Genomic DNA, 18,907 nt, shown 5'->3' with positions numbered 1-18,907 from the left:
TCTACTTCGGTAGGAGGAGGTTTTTTCGAGGAATTAGCGCAATCGATTGCATTTTGAAAAATCTATTTACTTAATTTGAAAAATCAGACTCATATTCATCTCAATAAAATGTTAAATTATGTGATGTTATTTGGAAATTCAGGTATAAATATTTAAAAACATACAGAGATAAAGGAGATTTAATCCATGAGCAAAACAAAAAAAGTATCTGCTGGGTTGTTAGCTGCAGTCGTCGCAACAAGTGGACTCACCTATGCACCAGAACGCGCACAAGCATTCACAGCAGGTGAAAAACTCGATAATCGTGTCATCTTCCAAAGCTTTAGCCTCTTCCAACCGTACGAAAGTAACATGTACCGGACGCTTGCGAAAAAAGGAGATTTATTGAACACATGGGGCGTGACGGATGTCTGGCTTCCACCTGCCTATCGTTCATTTGACATGGCTCGTTATTTAGAAGGCTATGCGATTGCCGATCGATATGATCTCGGTGAGTTCCCGCAAGGACCGGGTGGTACGATTCCGACAAAATACGGAAAAGCCTCACAACTCGAGATGATGGTCGATATGTTGCATGACGATCACATCAAAGTCCAGATGGATCTCGTACCGAACCAAATGCTTGGTCTAAGTCAACGGGAAGCGGTCTACGTGCGTCGTGCGACGGGGTCAGGTAAACCATTCGCAAATCCATTCACAGGTGGCGAAACGACGAAGACCCTTGCGACACCTTACCTCGCTTACACAAAAGGTGGCGGTATGGGACAGGCGAAATACGGCTACATCAAAGAATGGAACAAGTCGTATCTCAACGGAACCTCCCTTCAAGGTCAGGGACTTGGACGGATCATGACGGACCAAGACGGGAAAGCGTATCGTTTCTTTGGTGTCGATCACGCGGACAACTACTTGCCAGAATGGTTGCTTGAAGCAGCAAAAACGGGACACATCGACACGGTCGATTCGTATCTCGCGACAGATAGCTGGTATGAAGTATCACCGGATAACTGGAAGCCGATGTTGACGCAATACACAAAAGACACAGGTTATCTGCCGTTCATGCTGAAGAATGGCTTTGCATCAAAAGAAGCATTGTTAGCATCTGGAGATAATGGAAAAATTGCAGACTTAACAAATCAATACATGAGCACAAAAGCGGAATATGGTTATGGTTCAGAAGAACGTTCGTTCCAAAACGATAACTCTGGTATCGATACAGAAGATCAGTTCCTCTTCGTCGATGAAAAAGGAAACCCGACGCAGACGATCAACAACACGATGGCAAGAAATGATGAATTCCTCGTCGGCGTTGACCTTGCGAACTCGAACCCGGAAGTCATCAAAGAACAGAAGAACTGGATGAAGTGGATGCTTGAAACGTATAAGTTCGACGGATTCCGAATCGATGCGGCGTCGCACTACGATAAAGCGATTCTAAAAGCAGAAGCAGAAATCTCGAAAGCGCATTTCGGAAAACAAGATTACTTGAGCTATATCGAAAGCTATAAAGCATCTCAACGTTCGTACATGAAAGCAAACAACAACGAACAACTCATCATGGACTCTGATTTGTACTTCACATTGCGTTCAGCGCTAAAAGCTTCGCAAAAACGTCCACTTCGTGATCTTGCGAAACTCTCAGTCGTAGACCGTGAAGGGTATGGCGCGACGGATGTTCAACCGAACTGGTCGTTCGTCAATAACCACGACCAAGAGAAAAACCGTGTCAATCAAATCATGCTGGATATGTACGGCATCAAGGCGGGTGCTCAGTACAGTAAAACGGATCAGCCGAAGTCGTTTGAGAAGCTGTATACGAAAGAAAAAGAAGCAAAAGCACTCGCAATCTACAACAAAGAGCTTGCTAGTCCGACGAAGAAATACTCAACGGAAAACATCGTTGCGCAGTATGCGTTCCTTCTTTCGAACAAAAATACAGTTCCGACCGTCTACTACGGTGATCTCTACCAGACCGATGCATCGTACATGTCAAAAACGACACCGTACTATGACGAAATCACGAATCTCTTAAAAGTACGTAAAAAATACGCGTACGGTAAACAGTTCGTGGCTTACCATACATCGAACACATCAAAAGAAGCTGGGAAAGATTTGATCTCAAGCGTTCGCTTCGGGAAGAACCGTAACACGGGTGTCGCGACCGTCATCGGGAAAAATGCAGGTCTAAATACGACGATTCCAGTCAACATGGGTAAAACACACGCGAACCAAGTCTTCGTCGATGCTAGTGGCGTCACGAACACGAAACTCGTCACAGATAAGAACGGTGTCTTGACGGTTCCAGTCAAAGGAATCAAGACGGCGGAAGTCAACGGTTACGTCGGCGTCTTCGTTCCGCAAGCAACAAAAGCACCAGTCGCGACGATCAAAGCCGGTTCAGTCTATCAAGGGAAAGCGTTGAACTTGAAAACGACAATCGCAAACTCAAAATCAGCAATCGCTTCGACTCGCTACCGTGTCCTTGATACAAAAAAAGCGACAGTCGATTCAAAAGGTCGCTTGACAGGTAAAGCAACAGGGAAAACGACGGTGGAAGCAACGGTTACGTTAAAAGATGGTTTTGTTTTGAAGACAGTTTTACCGATCGAAACAAAAGCAAACAGTGTCACGCTGAAAGCTTCAAAAGCAACGCTGAAGAAGAACCAGACGACACGTATCTCTTATACGTCAACAACGGATAAAATCAAATCCGTTCAGTATACGTCAGCAAACAAAAAAGTCGCACAAGTCTCGTCACGCGGTAACGTCAGAGGTATTAAAGCAGGCAAAACGACGATTCGTGTCACGTACACGACAGTTGGAAACTATAAAGTCGTCAAAACATTCACAGTCACAGTCAAGTAACACCAAGCGCCACTCTCAACACGAGAGTGGTGCTTTTTATGATTTGCGTCAAGGTTCCACTATATTCCACATAATTCCATCTAATCTGGGTATTAGTAAGAAAGACCTAGAGGGAGGAACGATGGTGCGCAAATGGATAGCAGGAAGCCTAGCACTTGGTTTGATCTTTAGTACGGTACCAGTCAATGCAATCGAGAAAAAAGAGACGATTCGTCCTGCGATATTGGCGAAAGCAAAAGAAGTACCAGTCTTCTCGAAGCAATCGAGGAGTGCGTTAACAAGACGATTTAATTCGGAAGGATTCGGGGTCTGGTATTTTGACGCAAAGCATTTTGTCGTGAAAGGAACACACTTCGAATTCGAGCTTGATTACAACACGTACGGGACGATGTTCACGAGCAAGGCGGACGCCGAAGCGGGACGGGTCTACAATCGTTATTACCAAGTCACGGATGATACACTCTACTTCCCGCTCAGTTGGAGTGGACGACAGTACTTAGTACTCGAAGGGTATCCGGGCGACCGCTACTCCGTTCCTGCCTATATCTCACGTTACGAACCCATCGAGGAATCGATGACGGCAGCCGTTCAATCGGTTAAACCGGCACTGCTCGTGCAGACACGCCCAGGTGCAATGCGAGCGCAAGCCTTCGGCGCCTTAAAAGTAGAGTCGGTCGCGTCCGAGCTTCGAATCGAGCGACTCGTCTATGCTTCCTATGCAGAAGCGAAAGCAGCGCAACAGAAATTCGAACGCTCATCAGCTGTCGCGTTCGCGGAGTTCGATGCACCAATTCAAGCATTCGGAGTCGATGCCTATCAGAAATATCAATGGTCTCTGCAGAATACGGGGCAAAAGAAAGGTCTCAAGGGGGCGGATATCGGTTTCGTCGCCATGCAAAAACGGATCAAAGGTAAAAAGTTATCTGCAACCAAAGTCGCAGTCCTTGATTCTGGTATCAATCCGAGTTACGCCGACTTCGCGGGCAAAATCCGGATGGATCTCGGCTATGATTTCATCAATGGCGATAAGAGCGCCTGGGATGATAACGGACATGGTTCACATGTGGCGGGAATCATTGCGGCGGGTGGAAATAACACATATGGGATGACAGGCATCAATCCGATGGCGACGTTGATTCCGATTAAGGTCCTCGATGACTCAGGCGCTGGTTCAGTGTCAGGACTCGTCAAAGGTATTCAGCATGCGACGAAACAAGGTGCTCGGGTCATCAACATGAGTCTCGGTGGGAGTTCCTCTTCGAAATCAATCGAATCGGCATTAGCGGTAGCGGTGAAAAAGAACATCTTGATTGTTGCGGCATCCGGGAACGAAGGACGTGGAACGATTGCTTATCCGGCTCGTTCGAAATATGTCTTGTCGGTCGGGGCGACAGGACGAAAAGATACGAAAGCCTCGTTTTCGAACTACGGGACGGGACTCGACCTTGTCGCACCGGGTGTCTCGATTCCAAGCTACCTCGCAGATGGGGAGTTGTTATATGGAAGCGGAACCTCGATGGCGACGCCACACGTCGCTGGTGTCGCGAGTCTCTTGATCAGTTTGAAGCCGTCTTTGAAGGCAAGCAGTGTCGAAAGCATCCTTAAGAAATCGGCAAAAGATCTTGGGAAAAAAGGCTATGATACGAGCTATGGTGCTGGTCGGTTGAACGCCGATAGCGCCGTCAAACTGATTCCTTAAATCATTAAAGAAGTCCTGTGCTGACAGGGCTTCTTTTTTTCGGTCAATTCATTGATTGATGGAGGTAAAAAGAACTAGAAAAATCAATTTTTTCCATTATAATGAAAAAGGATACATGAATGAAGGAGTGAAATCATATGAAAAAGATCATCGTCAGCGCTCTCCTCGTGAGTGCGTTTAATACATATACGTTGGATACAACGGAAGCGGCGACAACGGCTAAAAAAGTGCCAGCCATCGAAGCAAAAACGAAAAAAGGCTATATCAAAGGAAAGTTCGACGCGAGTGGGAAAGCATTGTTCTATTTCGATACCAAAACCTATCTTGCCGGCGGAACACACTTGAAGTTCGCCTTTGATTCCTCAAAGAAAGCGACGATCTATACGTCGCAAACCGAATACAAACAAAAAGACCCGTATGCGCGGTATGCGAACAGTAAAAAGACACTCTTTTTCCCACTGACGTGGAGTGGACGGCAATACATCGAAGTGACAGGGACGAAGAACAAAGCGTTTACGATTCCCTATAAACTTGAACGGCTCGAACCGATCCGGGAATACGCCACAAAATCAACGACGACCGGACAAGCGACGAGTCTCGTCGTCCGTCTGGACGGGGCGACGAAAGCGAGTACGTTGTCACAGACGTCGCGCGCCGCCCATCACGAAACGATCGACAACACCTTACGACTTGAGAAATTCTCTTACAACAGCTTCATTCAAGCCGTAGCTGCGAAACGACAACTCGAACAAACGAAGGGTGTCCGGTACGTCGAACTCGATCAATCGATGAAGTTGCTCAGTACGGATCCTTTCCAGTCCGTCCAGTGGGCGTTAAAAAATACCGGACAACGCGGTGGTGTCAAGGGAGCGGACATCGGTTATCATGCGATGGTCAAGCGGATTGCGAATAAGTCACGTTCGACTGTCCGTGTAGCGGTCGTCGATACCGGCATCAATCCAACCTATGCGGATTTCGCTGGACGCGTCCGGATGGATCTCGGATACGATTTCGTTCATAAGCGCCAGCTCGCTTATGACGATCATGGACACGGTACACACGTCGCCGGTGTCATTGCCGCAGCATCGAACAATGGTTACGGGATGACGGGAATCAATGATCGGGCGAGCATCATTCCGATCAAGGTCATCTCACGCAATAACTACGCTTCGAACTCGAATATCGCCAAAGGCATTCTGTTTGCCGTAAAACAAAAGGCGAAAGTCATCAACTTGAGTCTTGGCGGTGGCGGTGTTTCCCTCGCGATTGAAGATGCCTTAGCGGAAGCGCGTAAGAAAGGAATCTTCGTCGCAGCAGCAACTGGCAATGAAGGTGCACCAAAACTGTCCTATCCGGCACGCTCGAAATATGTTTTCTCAGTCGGGGCGACGAATCGATTCGATAAACGAGCATCGTTCTCGAACTACGGCGAAGGACTGGATCTCGTCGCACCAGGGCAAGACATCGCGAGCTACTTACAAGACGGCGAATCCATCTTCTGGAGCGGGACATCGATGGCAACACCGCATGTCGCTGGCGTCGCGAGTGTCCTCTATAGCTTAAAGCCAAGTATCAAAGTGACGGACGTCGAATCGATCCTCCGCAAGTCAGCGAAGGACCTCGGCAAAAAAGGCCGTGACACGACGTACGGATACGGTCGCTTGAATGCCGATCGTGCCGTTCAGCTCGTGAAATAAGGAAAGTAGGTTAAACGATGAAACGTATCCTATGTGTCCTTCTCATCAATGTCCTCTGTATAAGCGGAACACTCGAAGGACAAGCAGCATCAAAGGAAGCACTGCAAATCAAGCAAGAGTACAAAACACTCAAATTCGGCATGACGCTGACGGAAGTCACGAAGACGATGTACGGAAAAGAGTACCGAAAGTACATCAAGAAAAAAGATGGGAGAGTCGTCTTTACGAAAAAACCGGGCACGACCGGTAACGAACAAGGTTATCGGTCCCTCGGATATGTACTGGATCGTCCCTCTAAAAACCTTCCAACAACAACACTTCTTGAATTTAGTACGAAACAGCATCAGAAGACATATTACCTGACACAAAAAGCGCTGTACTATCAAGGCGATACGGAGAATGGCTTGTACGAAAATAGCCGGACCGTTGTGAAACCGTCGGCACTCCGCCACGGAATGACAGAGAAACAGCTTAATCAACTGGTGACAGGTAAAAAGCTCGGACAGGTGTCGATGTATTGGAGCTGGAACGTTTCATCCGTCATAAAAAAAAGCTCAATGAAGAATGGACGCTATAAAATCTATCAATTCCACCAATCACATTCGAAAAAAATTGAAGTCATCACCTTGTCCTATAACACGCAGAAAAAGCGATATGAGGTTGACACAGAAATCGGGATTTCATTGAAGTACGAAAAATGAATAATGATGATTCATGGAGTCATCAAGGAGAGAGGGAAGCAGGTATGAAGCGCATCATCACGTGGTCACTCTGTTTAGTACTGTTACTTGGTTTGTTTGTTCCAGGAACAGTATCTGCAGCAACAAAAGCAGAAACGCTTGCGACGACACAGTACAAGGGCTTGAAAAATGGAATGACGATGGAACAAGTCGCGCAAGTCTTGTATGGCAAGTCGTATCAGAAACACCTGAAGAAAAGAAACGGATCGACTGTTCTTAAACTTCCAATCAACTTCGAAGGAAACGAAGAAGGACATAAGCAATTAATCCATGTCATCTCTGATTCGACAAAACAAGATCCCCCGACCGAACTTGTCTTACAGTTCATGACGAAGCAAAAGAGTAAAAGCTATCGATTAGTGACAAAAGCATTGTTCATCGAACGGAAGACGAAGACAGGATATCGTGAAAGCACACGGACGCTCGTCAAAGGTGCTGTACTCCAGAACGGGATGACGGAAAAAGAGCTGGATGCAAAATTGACGGGGAAGGGTCTTGGCAACTGGACGATGCTCGGTCATATGGATACAGCGTCTGCTTATACGCTGGACGAACAAAAACGAGGATTTGCTGAAGTGGCTCGGATCAAAGAATATGTCTTTAAATCGACGACGAACAAGTGGAAACATGTCGAACTGACGTATAACGAACAAAAAAGAACCTATCAGGTCAGTGATATTCGGACGATTAAGAAAGAAAACTAAAGCACGTGCAACAGAAAGTGAGTGAAATGGATGCAGAAATGGATCAAATCGAGTTTCGTCTGTCTGATGGCAATCGTATTGCTTGGAAGTGGTACCGTCTCAGCGGCAACAAAGAACGAACAACAATTCACCGATTCTTTGAAGAACTATTCGTTCGGGATGACGGTGACAGAGTTTGCGAAGCAGATGTATGGCAAGTCGTATCAAAAATACCTAACGAAGAAGAATGGTTCGATCGTCCTCAAACATGATGTAAAGAAAGTCATTTCAGAAGAATACGTTGATAGCCTCCAATATTTCTTCTTTGATCAAACGAAACAAGAGCCGATGCATGTCATGCAAATCATGTTCATGAAAAAGCCGAAGGACAAGCTCTATCGTCTTGTATTCAAAGGCGTTGACATGAAACGAGATAAGACCGTAAGGCAAAGTACGAAACAGCTCATGACAGGGAAACGGATTCGATTCGAAATGACTACGAAACAAGTAGATGCTGTCTTGACAGGAAAAGGGCTCGGCGATTGGATGACGTGGGCTGTGATCGATTATCGCTCGGTCTTCTCAAAACAAGAGCTGAAAAATATTGGGTTCAGAAATGCTAAAGTAAAAATCTATATCTTCCAGACAAATAACAAGAAGAAACAGAAGCGCGTCAGGATGCATGACACGGGAAAAGGCTATGTCGTCACGGATATCATGACGGTTTCCGGCACGACTGAAGATGGTGGGTTCTAATGCGTAGCTGGAACGTGAAACAACTGCTCATCCTACTGTTTGTAGCAACCGTTTGTCTCAATCCGATAGCAGCGAGTGCGGCGACGAAGGCTGAGACAATCGCAACGAAACAATATCGTGCGTTAAAACCGGGGATGACAGTGGAGCAAGTCGCAAAAGTCCTCTATGGCAAGACATACAAAAAACAACTGAAGATGAAAAAAGGTTCACAAGTCTTACGATTGAACACAGAAATCGAGATGGAGGAATGGGATCGAAACGTCCTTCTCTACGATCTCGTGAATCGAGAAGTTGAATTCCCGTCAGCAATCGGTGTCCTGATGTTCATGACGGAGACGGGTGGAACAAAGTACCGGCTGACGATGAAGCAGATGGAGTTCAAGCGTAACACGGCAGCAGGCTTCCGGACGAGTGATCGTAAACTAATCAAAGGTGCGAAAATCAAGAACGGGATGACGGAACAACAAGTCGATCAACTACTGACGGGGAAAGGACTCGGAGCATTCGGAACACTCGGTCTAGCTGACACGACATCCGTCCTTCGAAAAAAAGAAATTAAAGCAGGGAAAGCGACGATCATTCATACGAAATCATACGTTTTTCCAACAGCAACGAATCAGTGGCAGTATGTCTTTTTCATCTATGACGCCAAAAAGAAAACGTATCGTGTCGAAAGCCACGATCGTTATTAAAAAGGAGCTTGGAATATGAACACGACATTCATGAAAATCACGGTGGCGACAATCATCGCGGGAACAACACTCTTTAGTGGAACAGCATCTGCTGCGTCGAAAGTCGAGACAGCGGCAACGAATCAATACAAAGCACTCAAAGCGGGTATGACGATGGAGCAAGTCGCAAAAGTCTTATACGGTAAAGATTACAAAAAGCAATTAACGACTAAAAATGGTTCACAAGTATTGAAGACAAAAGAAGAATTAAAAGACGTTGAAGATAAACGTAAGGAAATTTATTACGAAATCTATGATCGGAAGGCAAAAATTCCACCGACGTTAATATCACTCGGTTTCATGACGAAAAAGAATGATTCCGTATATCGTCTTATTTCAAAACAAGTCGAAATGGGACGGAATACATATTCCGAGTATCGCGAGAGTACGCGGAAGTTAAACGCAGGCGCTAAAATCAAAACGGGCATGACGGAGAAACAACTCGATGGTGTGCTCTCAGGTTCAGGTCTTGGTGAATGGGCTGGATTAAGTGAGGGAGATGCCCGGAGCGTCTTCAGTACAAAGGAAATCAAAGAGTATAAGATCGAGACGCATAAAGGAAAACTTTATGTCTTCCAAAAATCGACGAAATCACGGATTTATGTTGATTTGGCATATGACGCGAAAAAGAAAAAGTACGTCGTTGTGGATCACGAGACAGCGACATTCTAAAGGGGGACTTACAGATGAAAACAACATTCACGAAAGTTGCGGTGGCGACAGTCATCGCCGGATCAACACTCTTTAGTGGAACGGCATCCGCAGCGACGAAAGTCGAGATCACGGCAACGAATCAATTTGAGGCACTCAGAACCGGTATGACGATGGAGCAGGTCGCAAAAGTTCTCTACGGTAAAAACTATAAAACGCAGCTGACGAAAAAAGATGGATCAACGATTTTGAAGAAAAAGCCGGAGTACGCGGATAAAGAAGACGGTCAGAAGTTCACTACCTACAATTTTTACGATACGAAAGTGAAAGTTGCGCCAACCTATACGGCGTTAGCCTTTACGACGAAAGCGAAGGACTCGGTTTTCCGTCTGACTTCGAAAGTAATTAACATAACGGCTAAAACAAAACTGGGTGCCCGGGAAAGCAACATGCAACTAGTGAAAGGTGCGAAACTGTCGGAAGGCATGACGGAACAACAACTCGATGCCGTCTTGACGGGTAAAGGACTCGGTGACTGGATGGACTGGGCGAACTTTGATTATTCGATGGTCGCTTCAAAAGCGGAAATCAAGCAGGGACTTGCTGATCCGATCATGATGAAAACGTACATCTTCCAGACGACGGATCCGAAAAAACGGATGCTTGTCAGCCTGGCTTATAACTTTAAGAAAAAAATCTATGAAGTCTTTCTCTTTGAGAAAGTATCGGCAACAGAATCGTTACTTTGATGCGACACGATAAGAGTTTATAAGATTGATGTGAAGCAAAAAGAGTCAACCAATCGGGAGACTCTTTTTTTCATCTTTTCCCGTTTTTGACAAATTACGCTCAAATTTCGTTATACTCAGGCTGTAAGTCTTGTCATACACAACCGATATTAACGAGAAGCAAAACACAGAAGGGAATGGACGCAGTTGGAACGAGTAAAGAAAAAACGTAAGGTGAAAAAACGCTGGACGCCACTGAAAATCATGCTATTAATTGCACTTGTCCTCATCGTCGGTGTCGGCGGATTCATCGGCTATACATATTATCAAGTCGACCAAACGGTCAAAAAAATTCAGTCACCGGTTAAGAACACGGGAGACAAGGTCGTTGAAGATCAAAAGCCGGTCTCGGTACTATTACTCGGTGTCGACCAACGGCCAGGCGAGCGCGGACGCAGTGACTCGATCATGGTCATGACATTAAACCCGACACGAAACGAAAGTCGATTGATCAGTATTCCCCGGGACACGAAGGTTGATATCGTCGGAAAAGGAACAAATGATAAGATCAACCATGCGTATTCATTTGGTGGACCGGAGATGGCAATCAAGACAGTCGAAAAGTTTCTTAATATCCCAATCAACTACTATGCGGAAATCAATATGGAAGGCTTCACGTCCCTGGTTGATGCAGTCGGTGGGGTGACGGTCAATAATGATATCGACTTTACTGTCAGTGGAACACATTTCCCGGTTGGTAAAGTCAACTTAGATGGAAAATCAGCGTTAAAATTCACACGCATGCGTTATGAAGATCCACGTGGTGACTTTGGTCGCCAGATGCGTCAACGAGAAGTCATCGCCCAGGTTGCGAATAAATTGTCATCCGATGTGTCAGTCAGTAACTTCAATGCGATCATGGACGTCGTCGGGAAGAACGCGCAGACGAACGTTTCATTCAAACCGATGCGTACTTTAGCATTTGATTACATGGATGCCTTCCGTAACCAAAAGAACTTGAAACTCGAAGGAACGGGTGGAAAAGAAGGCGACGGAATCTATTACTGGCACCCGACAGAAGATTCATTAAAAGAAACACAAACGGCATTACGCTATTCACTCGATATGGAATGAATAAAAGCACCGAATCTCACGGATTCGGTGCTTTTCTTTTAAAACGATTGTTCAGATAAACGAATTCGGCTGATTGTTCCGTCTTTTGCAAAACGTTGAAGACGATACGAGTTACTCGTGATGAGTCCAGTTGTATCCGTTTCGAGTTGAAGCGGAGCAAGTGAGGCTAATTGCTCATTCGTAATGGTTGTATTCGTCCAGTCGATGGCGGTTACTTTGTTGTCTTTTAAGATAAAGAAATGATTACCGTAAAACCAGTACTGATGAAGGTTATCAGGGTACCTTCCATTGACCGGATAAGTTCGATCGGCTGGTCCATAAAGACTATTCAGTTCTTCACCGCTTTTACCGATAAGGTCAATGAGTGTACCCGTCACAAAACTCGTATCGAGTTGATCATTCACCCACGTCAAGAGCGTTTCGTCAGCAAGCGGTTCACCCTCAAGTCTCTTTGTCGTATCGGCTGTTTTGATGAATCCCGTTAAATCATCCGATAATTCAATTTCAGTCACACCGTCTTTTTTCTTGACGATACGATATCCATCACCGAAGTCAGCTTCGTAGAGTAATGTCGTCATTGCTTCTTCTCGGTAGATGTTACTTGAACGTGTTTTAACATACAAAACGTCACCAACAGCTGCAGTGTCTTTTGTTGCTTTTGGTTTCTGTTCTTTCGTTTTTTCAACCGTGACTGGTTTTTCGACAGTCGCTTTTGGTGTTGTATCTGCAGAACCTGCGAAGTACGTCGAATAGACATAGGTTCCACCAGCGCCAAGTAAGAAACAAAGAATCAATAGTGCGATCCAGCCCCAAGGTAACGGTCGTTTTGCTCCAGCATGCTTGATTTCTTTCTCTTTTTTACGTCGTTTTGGTTCCGGTTCGCGTTGACTCCGTGAAAGAGTTGGAAGTGGTTTTTCTGCCTCGTCCGGGAGTGGACCATCTTCGTCCAAGATTGGACGAGCGACTAATGTACCGTAAAAGTCAGCTAATGTCGCATGATGTTTTCCGACGAGGAATGCATTCCATTCTTCGACCGTGACGGTATCTTCGTCATAAGGAATTAGTGGCGGTTGACCGGTGATTCGGATCATTGTATCCGTCAAGGATTCGGTCGAAGCCAGACTCGAACGAATTCGTTCATGAAGTCGTGCGATATCCTCCTTCGAGTGGGATGTATAGAATTGTAGCGCTTGTAACGAGCGATGCATAAAGAAATTCCTCCTATGTCGAGATACGGAAATGAATGTAAAAAGTAACAATTCATCTTTTATTATACGCAATGTTTTTCAATAAACGTATGACATTTCCTAAAAAAACATCAACCATTTCCCAAATATTTGTTATACTGAGTCCTAGTTGATGTAGGAAAGTCACTGAATTAGACAAATAAAGGAGAATAATTAGACCATGAATGAAACGATTAGCTTGCAGGAATTATTTTCGATTTTACGTAAATCGTTCTGGCGCATCTTGGCGTTGACGATCGTCGCCGCTCTCATCTCATTTGCCGTCAGTAGCTTTTTAATTAAACCGACGTATCAAGCAGGAACACAGATTCTTGTCACTCCAAAAAAACAAGAAAACGAAGTCATCGATGCACAGTCCGTCCAGTCGTCTGTCACATTGGTTAATACATATCGGGTCATTATCAAAAGCCCAGCGATTTTAGAACAGGTTCAGAAGGAAGTTCCAAACGCACCAACAAATGTAGCTGCATTAAATAATATGGTCACGGTCGAAAGTGAACAAAACTCACAGGTCATTAACGTCTCGGTCCAAAGTACGGATGCAGCACTTGCATCAAACATGGCGAACTCGATTGCAGAGGTCTTTAGTTCAGATGTTCAAAAATTAATGAGCGTTGATAACGTTACTGTCTTGTCGAAATCAGGCATCCCGACGTCACCCGTTAGTCCGAATATCATTTTAAATACAGCGATCGCTGCAGTCGTCGGATTCTTACTAGGTGTCGGACTTGCCTTCTTACGCGAAGTACTCGACCGTCGCATCCGGACAGAAGATCAGGTCCAACAAATTCTTGATCTCCCGGTACTCGGTAGTATCCCTGATATCGATAGCAAAGTATTCAAGTCATCGTCAAAAGCAGCAAAACGAGAGGCGGTCCAACAACATGGCTAAGAAGAGCAAAATGAATAAAGACGCACGGAAACTGATTACGGTCACGCAACCGAAGTCGCCTGTTGCTGAGCAATACCGGACGATTCGGACGAATATTGAATTCATGGCTGTCGATCGTGAGATTCAAGCGATTCTTGTCACCTCTGCAACACAAGGTGAAGGAAAATCAACGACGTCATCAAACTTAGCTGTCGCCTATGCGCAACAAGGGAAAAAAGTTTTGATCATCGATACAGATATGCGTCGTCCGACGGTCCATTATACGTTCCGTGTAGCAAATGGTCTCGGACTTTCGAGTCTTTTGACACGCCAAGCGGAAAAAGAAAAAGCGATCTTGCCGACGAAAGTCGATAACCTATCGATTTTGACAGCCGGTCCGATTCCACCGAACCCAGCGGAGCTTTTGTCGTCACGGGCAATGGAGCATCTTGTTGCACAACTACGTGAAGAATTCGACATCATCATCTTTGACGCACCACCATTACTACAAGTCGCCGATAGTCGAATTACTTCAAAATTAACCGATGGTGTTGTCCTTGTCGTCGGTTGTACGACATCTGATCGTCAACGCGTCTTAAAAGCGAAAGAACAGCTTGAACTGGCCGAAGCGAAAATTCTCGGTGTCGTCTTGAACCGTCGTGAACTGACGGATGATTCAGCATACCAATACTACTATTCCTATGAGTGAGGGACATCTATATGGTTGATATCCACTGTCATATCTTGCCGCTCGTCGATGACGGTCCGGCTAGTGTCGAACACGCGTTACAGTTAGCCGAACAAGCCGTTGCAGAAGGGGTGTCGCGGATCATCGCGACACCACACCTCTATCACCCACAATTCGAAACAGAAGATGTCGATGTGAAGCTCACCGTCGATGAATTCAATGTCTTGTTGAAACAACGTGATATTCCACTAACCGTCTATCCAGGTCATGAGATCCGGTTGATCGGTGAGTTGATGGAAGCGTTAGAAGCAGGGCAAGCGCTGACACTCAACGATTCACGCTATATTTTGATCGAGTTTCCGTCAAGTGGGATTCCATCGTATGCGCGCCAAGTCTTTGCAGAATTGATTTCTGATGGTTATATTCCCGTTGTTGCCCATCCGGAAAAGAACAAGACGATTATTCAGAATCCGTCATTACTGTTTGAATTGATATCAAACGGTGCCATCAGTCAGGTGACGTGTGCTAGTTTGATCGGCAAATACGGAAAGGATGTCCAGCGGTTTGCGATTGCCTTGCTTGAGAATGGGTTAGCCCATCTTGTGGCAAGTGATGCACATCAACTAGAGAAACGTCCGTTCTACTGGAAGCAATGCGAACGGATGCTTGAGAAAACATTCGAAGATTGGTTGATCGATGAGATTTATGAAAACAATGAAGCCGTTCTCTTGAACCAACTCGTGACAATCAATCCCCCGAGTCCTGTCGAGAAGAATTGGAAAGGACAGTGGGTATAACATTTTTTGTCAAGGTGAGGGAAAGAGAGTGAAATGGCACTCTCTTTTTTCTATGTTAACGCTTACATTGTGAAATTATGGAAATCTTTATGGAAAGTGACGCTTGTCCTATGTTATTGTATTTTACATAAAGAATGGAATGTTAGATATAATTTGGGAAACCGAAATTATATATAGGAGATGATTATGTGATTAAAGTAAAAAAAGCAGTTATTCCAGCAGCGGGACTCGGAACACGTTTCTTGCCAGCGACAAAAGCGATGCCGAAGGAAATGTTACCGATCGTTGATAAACCAACGATTCAATACATCATTGAAGAAGCCATTGAATCAGGAATCGAAGATATCTTGATTATCACTGGTAAAGGGAAACGCGCGATCGAAGATCACTTTGATTCCGTACCGGAACTGGAAGCGAACCTGATTTCGAAGAATAAATCAGAATTACTATACTTAGTCGAAGAGACAACGAAGATTAACATTCATTTCATTCGTCAATCGAAACCAAAAGGTCTTGGGGATGCGATTCTTCAAGCGAAAGCATTCGTGGGTAATGAACCATTCGTCGTCATGCTTGGTGATGATATCGTTCAGGCTGAAGTACCTTGTACGCGACAGTTAATCGAACAGTATGAAATCACGAATAGTTCAATCATTGGTGTGCAGCCAGTTCCTGAAAAGGATACACATCGTTACGGCATCGTTGATCCAAGCTCTAGCATCTCAGAGCAATTACATAAGGTGAAATCATTCGTCGAGAAGCCAGCACCAGGAACAGCCCCATCGAGCTTAGCAATTCTAGGACGCTACTTGTTGACTCCAGAAATCTTTAAATATCTTGAAACACAACAAGTCGGATCTGGTGGCGAAATTCAATTGACGGACGCGATTACGCGACTCAACGAAATGCAGCGGGTCTTTGCGTACGAATTTGATGGCAAACGCTATGATGTCGGTGAAAAATTAGGATTCATTCGGACGACTCTCGAGTTTGCTTTGAACCGTGAAGACCTAGGAGCAGACGTGGCAGAAATGATGGAAGAATTGTTGCAAGCACACAAAACACAATCGCTTGTCTGAAAAACAGCATTTCAAATATTAGTTGAAAGGAGTGAATGTTCGTGAAGAAGTATTACTATTACCGAACGATTTTATTAGCATGTATGGATGCCTGTGCATTAATGGTTGCAATGAGCTTTACATATTTTTTCTTATATCCAAAGGAATTATTTTTATTGATCGACAGTCGTGATTTAGTTCAGTCAGCGACGGTATTTGCTTTACTCTTCATCACAGTCGCGTTTCTGATGAAACTGTACCGTGTTAACTGGAAATATGCGAGTGTACAGGAAGCAATGACATTATCATTGTCCCTGGGACTCAGCTCAATCGGCTTAATAGTGTATCAAGTTCTATTCTTCGGACAAGTCTTAGAACGTATCACACTATTAAGTTTTTGTATTTCTTTACTGTTACTTGGAGCGATCCGCGTAGCATTACGTCTGCTTGGGATCGGTCAGCACTGGCGGAAATATGCTCTACCGCGGCGTATGATCAAATCACGTAAGCGAACATTGGTCATCGGAGCAGGGCGTGCCGGACGAGCACTGGTTCGTCAACTCTATGCATCACCATTTCACGAATTGAAGCCAGTGGCATTCGTTGATGACGATCCGAAACACATGCATTTCGTGATTCAAGGAATCGAAGTTGCAGGAACGACTGAGGATTTAAAGGCAGTCATCGAACGACATAAAATTGAAGCCATCGTCTTAGCGATTCCATCATTGTCACAGCAACGCCGGATTGAACTCATCACCGAGGCAAAGACACTCTGTAAGAACGTTCAAACCTTGCCAATGATTGAAGAACTTGTGACGGGGAAAGTATCGATCAACGCGATACGCGATGTATCGATTGAAGACTTACTCGGACGCGAACCGGTTGAACTGAACATCTCAGGGATTCGGAGTGAAATTGAGAGACGGACGGTCCTTGTCACAGGAGCGGGTGGATCGATTGGATCAGAAATTTGCCGCCAAATCATTCAATTTAATCCCACGACGTTAGTATTACTCGGTCACGGTGAAAACAGTATCTATTTGATTGAACGAGAACTGCGTGGTTTACAGACTGCAATCAACCTAGTGCCAATTATTGCCGATGTACAAGACCAAATGCGTCTCGACGAAGTGTTTGCACAACACCGACCGGATGTCGTCTTCCATGCGGCAGCTCATAAACATGTGCCTTTAATGGAAGCAAATCCATATGAGTCTGTTAAAAATAATGTATATGGTACAAAGAACGTCGCAGAAGTAGCGGATCGTCACCAGGTCGAAAGGTTCGTCATGATCTCAACGGACAAAGCAGTCAACCCGACGAACGTCATGGGCTCGACGAAACGGATTGCCGAGATGATCATTCAGGATTTAGGGAAACGAAGTCAGACGAAATTTGCCGTCGTTCGTTTCGGTAACGTTCTTGGTAGTCGTGGGTCAGTCATTCCACTCTTTAAATCGCAAATTGAAGCTGGTGGACCTGTCACGGTGACGCATCCTGAGATGACACGATTCTTTATGACGATTCCAGAAGCGAGTCGATTGGTCATTCAAGCGGGGATTCTAGCAGACGGTGGAGAAGTCTTCGTCCTTGATATGGGTGAACCAGTTAAAATCGTTGATCTTGCGAAAAACATGATTGAGTTGAGTGGTTTCACGGAAGACGAGATGCCAATCGTATTCTCAGGAATCCGACCGGGAGAAAAGATGTATGAAGAATTACTTAAAGACGGAGAAGTTGATCCAGAAGCGATCTATCCAAAGATTTTCGTTGGTCGAACGAAACAAGCTGAACCAATCGAAGAAATATTACGGATGGTAGAAAATCATCAACTGAATCCATTGCAACTACGCAATACGCTACTTGATATCGCCAATGACGTCGCGATGAAACAACAAAAATTAGTATAAACATAAGGAGCTAAAGCAAATGAGTTATATGACAGTGAAACGGTTGTTAGGATTCACCCTAGCACTTGTGGCGTGTATCGTATTGATACCAGTATTTTTATGCATCATGGGAGCGATAAAGATTGAATCAAGAGGACCTGTCTTTTTCAAACAAAAACGAGTTGGGTTGAAGAAAAGTCATTTCAACATTTTGAAGTTCCGGACCATGTATATTGAAACACCACAAGATACACCGACTCATTTGCTTGCTGATCCGGATGTTTATATTACGCGCGTCGGGAAGTTTTTACGGAAGACAAGCTTAGATGAGCTACCACAACTGTTTAACATCTTAAAAGGTGAGATGAGTTTTGTTGGACCGCGTCCTGCATTATGGAATCAATATGACTTGATAGACGAACGTGATAAATATAGAGCCAATGATACATTACCAGGCCTGACAGGATGGGCGCAAATCAACGGTCGTGATGAATTACCGATTGAAATTAAGGCTCGGTTTGATGGAGAATATATAAAACAAATAGGATTTTTTATGGACGTTCGTTGCTTTGCTTTGACGATTATTAGTGTACTAAAAAGTGATGGGATTGTTGAAGGTAATATTGCTCAAAAAAAAATAGATGAAATTGCATCTACAAAGGAATAAAAA

General features: G+C 44.8%; 17 protein-coding genes. 16 read left to right on the top strand and 1 reads right to left on the bottom strand.

What is annotated here, in order from left to right:
- Positions 1-186: 186 nt before the first annotated feature.
- The 10 genes from B2U10_RS14835 (at position 187) to B2U10_RS14790 (ending at position 11,684) form a co-directional block, all read left to right on the top strand.
- Positions 187-2,865 (top strand): glycoside hydrolase family 70 protein, encoded by a 2,679-nt coding sequence (locus B2U10_RS14835; protein WP_290788638.1) that lies wholly within the window; start codon positions 187-189, stop codon positions 2,863-2,865.
- A gap of 124 nt (positions 2,866-2,989) precedes the next feature.
- The gene (locus B2U10_RS14830; protein WP_290788635.1) at positions 2,990-4,564 is read left to right on the top strand and encodes a S8 family peptidase; all 1,575 of its coding nucleotides are present in this window, start codon (positions 2,990-2,992) and stop codon (positions 4,562-4,564) included.
- Positions 4,565-4,701: 137 nt separating this feature from the next.
- Positions 4,702-6,261, top strand: coding sequence for a S8 family peptidase (locus B2U10_RS14825; protein ID WP_290788632.1), 1,560 nt, complete (start codon positions 4,702-4,704; stop codon positions 6,259-6,261).
- Between the two features lie 17 nt (positions 6,262-6,278).
- A complete protein-coding gene (locus B2U10_RS14820; RefSeq protein WP_290788629.1) occupies positions 6,279-6,962 on the top strand; it encodes a hypothetical protein in 684 nt (227 codons plus the stop codon).
- 44 nt (positions 6,963-7,006) lie between these two features.
- The gene (locus B2U10_RS14815; RefSeq protein WP_290788627.1) at positions 7,007-7,705 is read left to right on the top strand and encodes a hypothetical protein; all 699 of its coding nucleotides are present in this window, start codon (positions 7,007-7,009) and stop codon (positions 7,703-7,705) included.
- A 30-nt stretch (positions 7,706-7,735) separates the two neighbouring features.
- Positions 7,736-8,440, top strand: a complete 705-nt coding sequence (locus B2U10_RS14810) for a hypothetical protein (protein ID WP_290788623.1) — start codon at positions 7,736-7,738, stop codon at positions 8,438-8,440.
- Complete coding sequence (locus B2U10_RS14805; RefSeq protein ID WP_290788620.1) at positions 8,440-9,132, top strand: hypothetical protein; 693 nt, start codon at positions 8,440-8,442, stop codon at positions 9,130-9,132. Before B2U10_RS14810 ends, B2U10_RS14805 begins: the two co-directional genes overlap by 1 nt.
- Before the next feature lie 15 nt (positions 9,133-9,147).
- Complete coding sequence (locus B2U10_RS14800) at positions 9,148-9,843, top strand: hypothetical protein (protein WP_290788617.1); 696 nt, start codon at positions 9,148-9,150, stop codon at positions 9,841-9,843.
- Between the two features lie 14 nt (positions 9,844-9,857).
- On the top strand, positions 9,858-10,571 hold the full coding sequence (locus B2U10_RS14795; protein ID WP_290788614.1) for a hypothetical protein: 714 nt from the start codon (positions 9,858-9,860) through the stop codon (positions 10,569-10,571).
- 213 nt (positions 10,572-10,784) lie between these two features.
- On the top strand, positions 10,785-11,684 hold the full coding sequence (locus B2U10_RS14790; RefSeq protein WP_290788611.1) for an LCP family protein: 900 nt from the start codon (positions 10,785-10,787) through the stop codon (positions 11,682-11,684).
- 38 nt (positions 11,685-11,722) lie between these two features.
- Here B2U10_RS14790 and B2U10_RS14785 read toward each other — a convergent pair whose 3' ends face one another.
- The gene (locus B2U10_RS14785; RefSeq protein ID WP_290788608.1) at positions 11,723-12,892 is read right to left on the bottom strand and encodes a hypothetical protein; all 1,170 of its coding nucleotides are present in this window, start codon (positions 12,890-12,892) and stop codon (positions 11,723-11,725) included.
- A 199-nt stretch (positions 12,893-13,091) separates the two neighbouring features.
- Between B2U10_RS14785 and B2U10_RS14780 the strand changes: the two genes are divergently transcribed.
- The 6 genes from B2U10_RS14780 (at position 13,092) to B2U10_RS14755 (ending at position 18,904) form a co-directional block, all read left to right on the top strand.
- Entirely contained in the window at positions 13,092-13,823 is a 732-nt protein-coding gene (locus B2U10_RS14780; protein ID WP_290788605.1) for a YveK family protein, read from the top strand.
- Positions 13,816-14,511 carry a CpsD/CapB family tyrosine-protein kinase gene (locus B2U10_RS14775; protein WP_290752872.1) on the top strand — a complete coding sequence of 232 codons (696 nt, stop codon included), beginning with the start codon at positions 13,816-13,818 and terminating at the stop codon, positions 14,509-14,511. The genes B2U10_RS14780 and B2U10_RS14775 overlap by 8 nt, the downstream gene beginning before the upstream one ends.
- A gap of 11 nt (positions 14,512-14,522) precedes the next feature.
- The gene (locus B2U10_RS14770; RefSeq protein ID WP_214805765.1) at positions 14,523-15,287 is read left to right on the top strand and encodes a tyrosine-protein phosphatase; all 765 of its coding nucleotides are present in this window, start codon (positions 14,523-14,525) and stop codon (positions 15,285-15,287) included.
- Positions 15,288-15,478: 191 nt separating this feature from the next.
- Positions 15,479-16,366 carry a UTP--glucose-1-phosphate uridylyltransferase GalU gene (galU, locus tag B2U10_RS14765; RefSeq protein WP_214805762.1) on the top strand — a complete coding sequence of 296 codons (888 nt, stop codon included), beginning with the start codon at positions 15,479-15,481 and terminating at the stop codon, positions 16,364-16,366.
- A gap of 41 nt (positions 16,367-16,407) precedes the next feature.
- A complete protein-coding gene (locus B2U10_RS14760) occupies positions 16,408-18,258 on the top strand; it encodes a polysaccharide biosynthesis protein (RefSeq protein WP_214805579.1) in 1,851 nt (616 codons plus the stop codon).
- A gap of 19 nt (positions 18,259-18,277) precedes the next feature.
- Entirely contained in the window at positions 18,278-18,904 is a 627-nt protein-coding gene (locus tag B2U10_RS14755; protein WP_214805577.1) for a sugar transferase, read from the top strand.
- Positions 18,905-18,907 lie beyond the last annotated feature (3 nt).

It is taken from the genome of Exiguobacterium sp. UBA7533 (assembly GCF_002479335.1).
Taxonomy (GTDB): Bacteria; Bacillota; Bacilli; order Exiguobacteriales; family Exiguobacteriaceae; genus Exiguobacterium_A.
The sequence above is the reverse complement of the archived record's forward strand: the minus strand, read 5'-3'. Positions and strand labels throughout refer to the sequence as shown.